Genomic DNA, 6,000 nt, shown 5'->3' on the forward strand with positions numbered 1-6,000 from the left:
GTGGGCGAGCCTGAGGCGCTGTGGGTGCTGCTCGTGGTGGGTCTCCCCTGCCTGCGGTGCGGCGTGTGCGGCTTGTGCACGCGCGTTGGGCGAACGCGGCGGCTCTGGTGTCCGGGGTGCCGCGCGGGGGCGTCGGTTCGGCCTGTGGGGCGGGCGGTGTGCGGCCTCTCCCCCGGGGTCGTGTGCGGTGGTTCCGGCGGGGTGGCGGATCGGACAGGCCGACGTTAGGGTGCGGAGTATGAAGCGACGACGATATTGATCTTCACCTGAGGCGGGGCTCGCGCGCAGGCTGTACGCCTACGCGTTCCTCGAGGATTTCATCGTTCTGTACCCGGTGTACGCGGTGCTGTTCGCCGATGCCGGGCTCTCCCCCGCCGAGATCTCGTCGCTGTTCGTGATCTGGTCGGTCACGACCTTTCTTCTCGAGTTGCCGTCCGGTTTGTGGGCGGATGTGTTCTCGCGCCGGTGGTTGCTGGTGGCCGCTCCCCTGCTGGCCGGTGCGGGGTTCGGTCTGTGGGCGTTCGTTCCGTCGTATCCGGCGTTCGCGGCGGGTTTCGTGTTGTGGGGTGCGGGGTCGGCGCTGCGTTCGGGGACGTTGCAGGCGCTGGTGTACGAGGGGTTGGAGCGGGTCGGGGCGGCGGGTGCGTACGGGCGTCTGGTGGGGCGGTCGGAGGCGGTGTCGTTGCTGGCGGTGGTGGCGGCGTCGGGGTTGGCGGCTCCGGTGCTGGCGATGGGCGGTTACCGGGCGTTGGGCGTGCTCAGTGTGGTGGTGTGCGTGCTGGGTGCGGTGGCGGGGTGGTTGTTGCCGGAGTCGCGTGGTGGCGGTGAGGACGGTGACGGCTCGCTGGCGGGGGTGGTGCGGGAGGGCTGGCGGCAGGTTCGGGGCGTGCCGGGGGTTCGGGGTGCGCTGGTGTTGTCGGTGGTCTTGATGGGGGTGACGTCGCTGGACGAGTACGTGCCGTTGGTGGTGCGGTCGACGGGGGTTGCGGCGGTGTGGGTGCCGTTGCTGGTGTTGGTGGTGACGGTGGGCGATGCCGTGGGGGGTTGGGCGGCGGGGCGGGGTGTGGGGCGGTTGCCGGTGGTGCTGGGGGTGGGTGCGGTGTGCCTGGCGGCGGGGTCGCTGGGCGGCAGCCCGGTGGGGCTGGTGCTGGTGGCGGTGGCGTTCGGGGTGTTCCGGTGGGCGATGGCGGCGGCGGACGCGCGGTTGCAGGAGCGGATTTCGGACGGTGCGCGGGCGACGGTGACGTCGTTGGCGGGGTTCGGGTCGGAGGTGGTGGCGGTGCTGGCGTTCGCGGGGTGGGCGTTGGGGTCGCGGTGGGCGGATGCGGGGGTGCTGCTGGGGGCGGCGGCGGTGCCGTATTTGGTGGTGGCGGTCGTGCTGGGGGTGTGCGGGCGTGGGCGCGGTGTACATCGGGAGTTGTAGGCGGGGCGGGGCCGGTACGCGAAAGGTGCAGTCCGGGTGAACGCTCGGGTCCGATTCGGTGGTGGGGGTCGGGGCCGGAGGATCGGTGCGTTGTCGTCGATCGGTTCTCCGGGAGGGTGGGGTCATGGACGACCCGCTGATGCTGGCGCGGGTGCAGTTCGCGTTGACGGCCGGCTCGCATTTCCTGTTCGTCGCGTTGACGTTGGGGTTGGCGACGCTGGTGGCGTTGATGCAGACGGTCGCGACGCTGCGGGGTGGTGGGCGCGGTGGTGCGGTGGTGCAGTCGCGGATGGTGCGGTTCTGGGGCCAGCTGTATGTGATCAATTACGCGGTGGGGATCGTCACCGGGTTGGTGATGGAGCTGCAGCTGGGGTTGAACTGGGCGGGGATGTCGCGGGTGACGGGCGGGGTGTTCGGTGCTCCGCTGGCGTTGGAGACGATCGGGGCGTTCTTCGTCGAGTCGACGTTCCTGGGGTTGTGGATCTTCGGGTGGGATCGGTTGAACCGGTGGGTGCACCTGGGGACGATCTGGGTGGTCACGGTGACGGCGTACGCGTCGGCGTACTTCGTGCTGGTGGCGAACGGGTGGATGCAGCGGCCGGTGGGGTTCGAGCTGGTCGGTGGTGAGGCGCGGTTGACGGATGCGGGGGCGTTGCTGACGAATCCCGCGGCGTTGCTGGCGTTCGGGCATGTGCTGTTCGGGGGGCTGCTGACGGCGGGGTTCTTCATGGCGGGGGTGAGCGGCTGGCATCTGCTGCGGCGGACGGCGGAGGTGGAGTTCTTCCGGCGGTCGATGCGGGTGGGGCTGGTGACGGTGCTGGTGGCGCTGTATCCGGTGGTGATGTTCGGTGGGATGCAGTTCGCGTATCTGCAGCCGACGAAGCTGGGGGGCGGGGACGCGGACGCGCAGGTGGCGGAGTTCACGGCGCGGTTCGGGCCGGACGACTACATGGCGCCGGGGCTGGCGGGGGCCGGTGAGGCGCTGATGGTGACGATGTGGTCGCTGATGCATCTGGTGGCGATCGTGGCGCTGGTGAAGGTGTGGTTCGGGCGGTGGCTGGTGCGGGGCCGGGTCTTTCATGTGCTGATGATCGTGTCGGTGCCGCTGCCGTATGTGGCGATGTTGTCGGGCTGGGTGTTCCGTGAGGTGGGGCGGCAGCCGTGGGCGGTGTACGGGGTGGTGAAGACCGAGGACGCGTTGTCGGATGTGGGGTCGGGGACGCTGGCGGTGTCGTTCGCTGCGTTCACGGTGCTGTTCGCGGTGCTGGTGGCGGTGAACGTGTGGTTGCTGGCGCGGTTCGCGCGGCGTGGTCCGGAGGGGGCGTCGTTGGGGGCCGCTCCCCCGGTGGAGCCGGCATCCCGGGTGATGACGCCGACGTTCTGATTTCTGTTCTCGTTCGTGCCGGTGTGCGGTGCGGTCCCGGTTTGGAGGTGCGGTGATGGAGTTTCTCGCGGTGGTGCTGCTGGCGGTTTTCGCCGGCGGGTATCTGGTGCTGGCGGGTGCGGACGTCGGGGTGGGGATGCTGCTGCCGTGGCTGGGGCGGGGGCAGGACGAGCGGCGGCTGGTGATCGCGTCTTTCGCGCCGTTCTTCCTGGCGAACGAGGTGTGGCTGGTGGCGTCGGTGGGGTTGATCGCGGGGGCGTTTCCGGGGTTGGAGCACGATCTGGTGGAGGCGCTGTATCCGGTGGTGGCGGTGCTGCTGATCGGCTGGGTGGTGCGGGACATGGGGTTGTGGTTGCGGGGCCGGGTGGACGCGGTGGCGTGGCGTGGAGGTTGCGACGCGGCGGTGACGGCGGGGAGTTGGGCGCTGGCGCTGGCGTGGGGGTCGTTGCTGGGTTCGTTGTTGTGGTCGGGGTCGGGCGGTGGGCTGAATGCGGGGAGCGTGCTGGGTCTGCCGCTGGCGGTGTTGTTCGCGTGGCATGGTGCGGGTTTCGCGCGGTGGCGGCTTCCGGTGGGGTTGGCGGGCCGGGTGGCGCGGGTGCCGGGCCGGTACGCGGTGTCGGGTGCGGTGATGGCGGTGGTGCCGGTGGTCGCGGGCGTGCGGGTTCCATGGTCGGAGATGGCGGCGGACGATGGGGCCCTGGCGCTGACGGCGGTGGGGACGGTGGTGCTGTTGCCGGTGCTCGCGGCGGGTCAGGTGCTGGTGTGGTGGACGTTCCGGGGGCGGGTGGAGTCCCCCTCCTATCTGTGAGCGCCGTGTCTGTGGGGGCCGTGTCTGTGGGGGCTGTGTCTGTGTGCCGGGCGGGTTCGGGTGAGGGGTGGGTGCGGTGAAGGCGGTGGAGCGGCGGTTGCTGCGGTGTCTGCCGCGTCGGGTGCCGGTGGTGCTGGGCGTCCTGGCGGTGGGTCAGGGTGTGCTGCTGGTGGTGCAGGCGGAGTTGCTGGCGCGGGCGGTGGCGGGTCTGGACGCGGGGCCGTTGCCGTGGCTGGCGGGTGCGGTGGCGGGTCGTGCGGTGCTGGCGTGGGCGTCGGCGCTGGTGGCGGAGCGGGCCGCGGCGCGGGTGAAGGCGGAGTTGCGGGGGTCGCTGCTCGAGGCGGGTTCCGGGGACGGTGCCGGGGCGCGGGTGACGTTGCTGACGCGGGGTTTGGACGGGGTGGATCCGTTCTTCACGGGTTACGTGCCGCAGTTGCTGGCGGCGTGCGTGATCCCGGTGCTGGTGCTGGGGCGGCTGGCCGCGGCGGACTGGGCGTCGGCGCTGGTGGTGGCGGTGACGGTTCCGCTGGTGCCGGTGTTCGGTGCGCTGGTGGGGATGCGGACGGCGGCGCTGACGGAGCGGCAGTGGGGGTCGTTGCGGCGGTTGGGCGGTCATTTCCGGGACGTGCTGGCGGGGTTGGGGACGTTGCGGTCGTTCGGGCGTGCGGGGCATCAGTCGGGGGTGGTGCGGGAGCTGGCGGGCGAGCATCGTCGGGCGACGGTGCGGGCTTTGCGGGTGGCGTTCTTGTCGTCGCTGGTGCTGGAGCTGGTGTGCGCGTTGTCGGTGGCGCTGGTGGCGGTGCCGGTGGGGTTGCGGTTGCTGGACGGTTCGATGGCGCTGTCGACGGGGTTGCTCGTGCTGCTGTTGACGCCGGAGGTGTATCTGCCGTTGCGGGCGTTGGGGACGCGTTTCCATGCCAGTGCGGAGGGCGTGGCGGCGGCGGGTGAGGCGTTCGGGGTGCTGGACGGCGCGGCCGGGAAGGCGCCGGGACGTGCTGCAGGCACGGCCGTCCAGGACGTGCGGGAGGTGCGGGACGCGCCGGAGATCGTGCTGGAGGACGTGACGGTGCGGTATCCGGGGTCGGGGGTTGCGGCGCTGGACGGGGTGTCGCTGCGGGTGGCGCCGGGTGAGCGGCTGGCGGTGACGGGCCCGTCGGGTGCGGGCAAGTCGACGCTGCTGCTGGTGCTGGCGGGCCTGGTGCGGCCGGAGTCGGGGCGGGTGCTGGTGGACGGGACGGATCTGCGGGAGCTGGATCCGGTGGCGTGGCGGGCGCGGCTGGGGTGGGTGCCGCAGCGGCCGCACCTGTTCGCGGCGTCGGTGGCCGACAACATCCGTCTCGGGGATCCGGCGGCGGGCGAGGAGCGGGTGGCGGAGGCGGCGCGGGCGGCGGTGGCCGAGGAGTTCGTGGCGGCGCTCCCCCGCGGGTACGCGACGGTGCTGGGCGAGGGCGGTGCGGGGTTGTCGGCGGGTCAGCGGCAGCGGCTCGCGGTGGCGCGGGCGTACCTGTCGGGCGGGCCGGTGATGCTGCTGGACGAGCCGACGGCGCGGCTGGATCTGCGCAGTGAGCGGCTGCTGGTGGAGGCGGCGGAGCGGCTGCTGGCGGGGCGGACGGCGGTGATCGTGGCGCATCGGCCGGCGTTCGTGCGGGCGGCGGATCGGGTGGTGCGGCTGCGGGACGGCCGGGTGTGCGGGGCGGCGCGTCCGGGCGGGCGTCGGGAGGCGGCGGCGTGACCGGGACCGGAGCGGCGAAGGACGGCGTGAAGGAGGACGGCGTGACGGGGGTCGGTGGCGCCGTGTGGGGTGCGGTGCGGCCGCACGCGGGGCGGCTGGCGGCGGCGGCGCTGGCGGGTGCCGCGGCGGAGCTGTGCGGGGTCGGGCTGATCGCGGCCGCCGCGTGGCTGATCGCGCGGGCGGCGCAGCGGCCGGAGCTGGCGGCGCTGACGGTGGCGATCGTGGCGGTGCGGGGCTTCGCGGTGGCGAAGGGGTCGCTGCGGTACGTGGAGCGGCTGGCGGGGCATGATGCGGCGCTGCGGGCGCTGGCGGAGCTGCGGGGCCGGGTGTTCGACGCGCTGGCCGCGCGCCGTCCCGGCGATCGTGCGGGCACTGAGGCGGGCACTGAGGCGGGTGGTGGCGCGGTTCGGGACGGGGACGCGCTGACGCGGCTGGTGTCGGATGTCGACGCGGTGCAGGATCTGCTGCTGCGGTGCGTCCTGCCTGCGGTGGCGGCGGTGGCGTGCGGTGTCGCGGGGCTGGTGGTGTGCGGGGTCGCGGCGCCGGGTGGTGCGGTCCTGCCGGTCGTGGGGGTGCTGGCCGCCGGGCTGCTGGCCGCGGGGGCGGGGCTGCCGGTGGCGGCGGCGGTCGCGGGCGGGGGCGCGGCGGCGCGG

At 73.2% G+C, this 6,000-nt stretch carries 4 protein-coding genes and 1 pseudogene; all 5 read left to right on the forward strand.

All coding sequences use genetic code 11. From position 1 onward, the window contains the following. Nucleotides 1-319: 319 nt before the first annotated feature. Nucleotides 320-1,423: an MFS transporter gene (locus ACFQ11_RS29765; RefSeq protein ID WP_378304652.1), complete on the forward strand. Its 1,104-nt coding sequence runs from the start codon at nt 320-322 to the stop codon at nt 1,421-1,423. A gap of 124 nt (nt 1,424-1,547) precedes the next feature. Further along, on the forward strand, nt 1,548-2,807 hold the full coding sequence (locus tag ACFQ11_RS29770) for a cytochrome ubiquinol oxidase subunit I (protein WP_378304645.1): 1,260 nt from the start codon (nt 1,548-1,550) through the stop codon (nt 2,805-2,807). A gap of 55 nt (nt 2,808-2,862) precedes the next feature. After that, nucleotides 2,863-3,615, forward strand: coding sequence for a cytochrome d ubiquinol oxidase subunit II (locus ACFQ11_RS29775; protein WP_378304647.1), 753 nt, complete (start codon nt 2,863-2,865; stop codon nt 3,613-3,615). A 76-nt stretch (nt 3,616-3,691) separates the two neighbouring features. After that, complete coding sequence (gene cydD / locus ACFQ11_RS29780; protein ID WP_378304650.1) at nt 3,692-5,347, forward strand: thiol reductant ABC exporter subunit CydD; 1,656 nt, start codon at nt 3,692-3,694, stop codon at nt 5,345-5,347. Then, nucleotides 5,344-6,000, forward strand: a pseudogene (locus tag ACFQ11_RS29785) (hypothetical protein); the annotation flags it as partial. The gene cydD and the pseudogene ACFQ11_RS29785, both read left to right, overlap by 4 nt.

It is taken from the genome of Actinomadura sediminis (genome assembly GCF_042675525.1).
In the GTDB taxonomy this organism is placed as follows: Bacteria; Actinomycetota; Actinomycetes; order Streptosporangiales; family Streptosporangiaceae; genus Spirillospora; species Spirillospora sediminis.

Coding starts and splice junctions, on each gene's coding strand:
- ACFQ11_RS29770 (WP_378304645.1), top strand. CDS start 1,548: ATGGACGACCCGCTGATGCTGGCGCGGGTGCAGTTCGCGTTGACGGCC.
- ACFQ11_RS29775 (WP_378304647.1), top strand. CDS start 2,863: ATGGAGTTTCTCGCGGTGGTGCTGCTGGCGGTTTTCGCCGGCGGGTAT.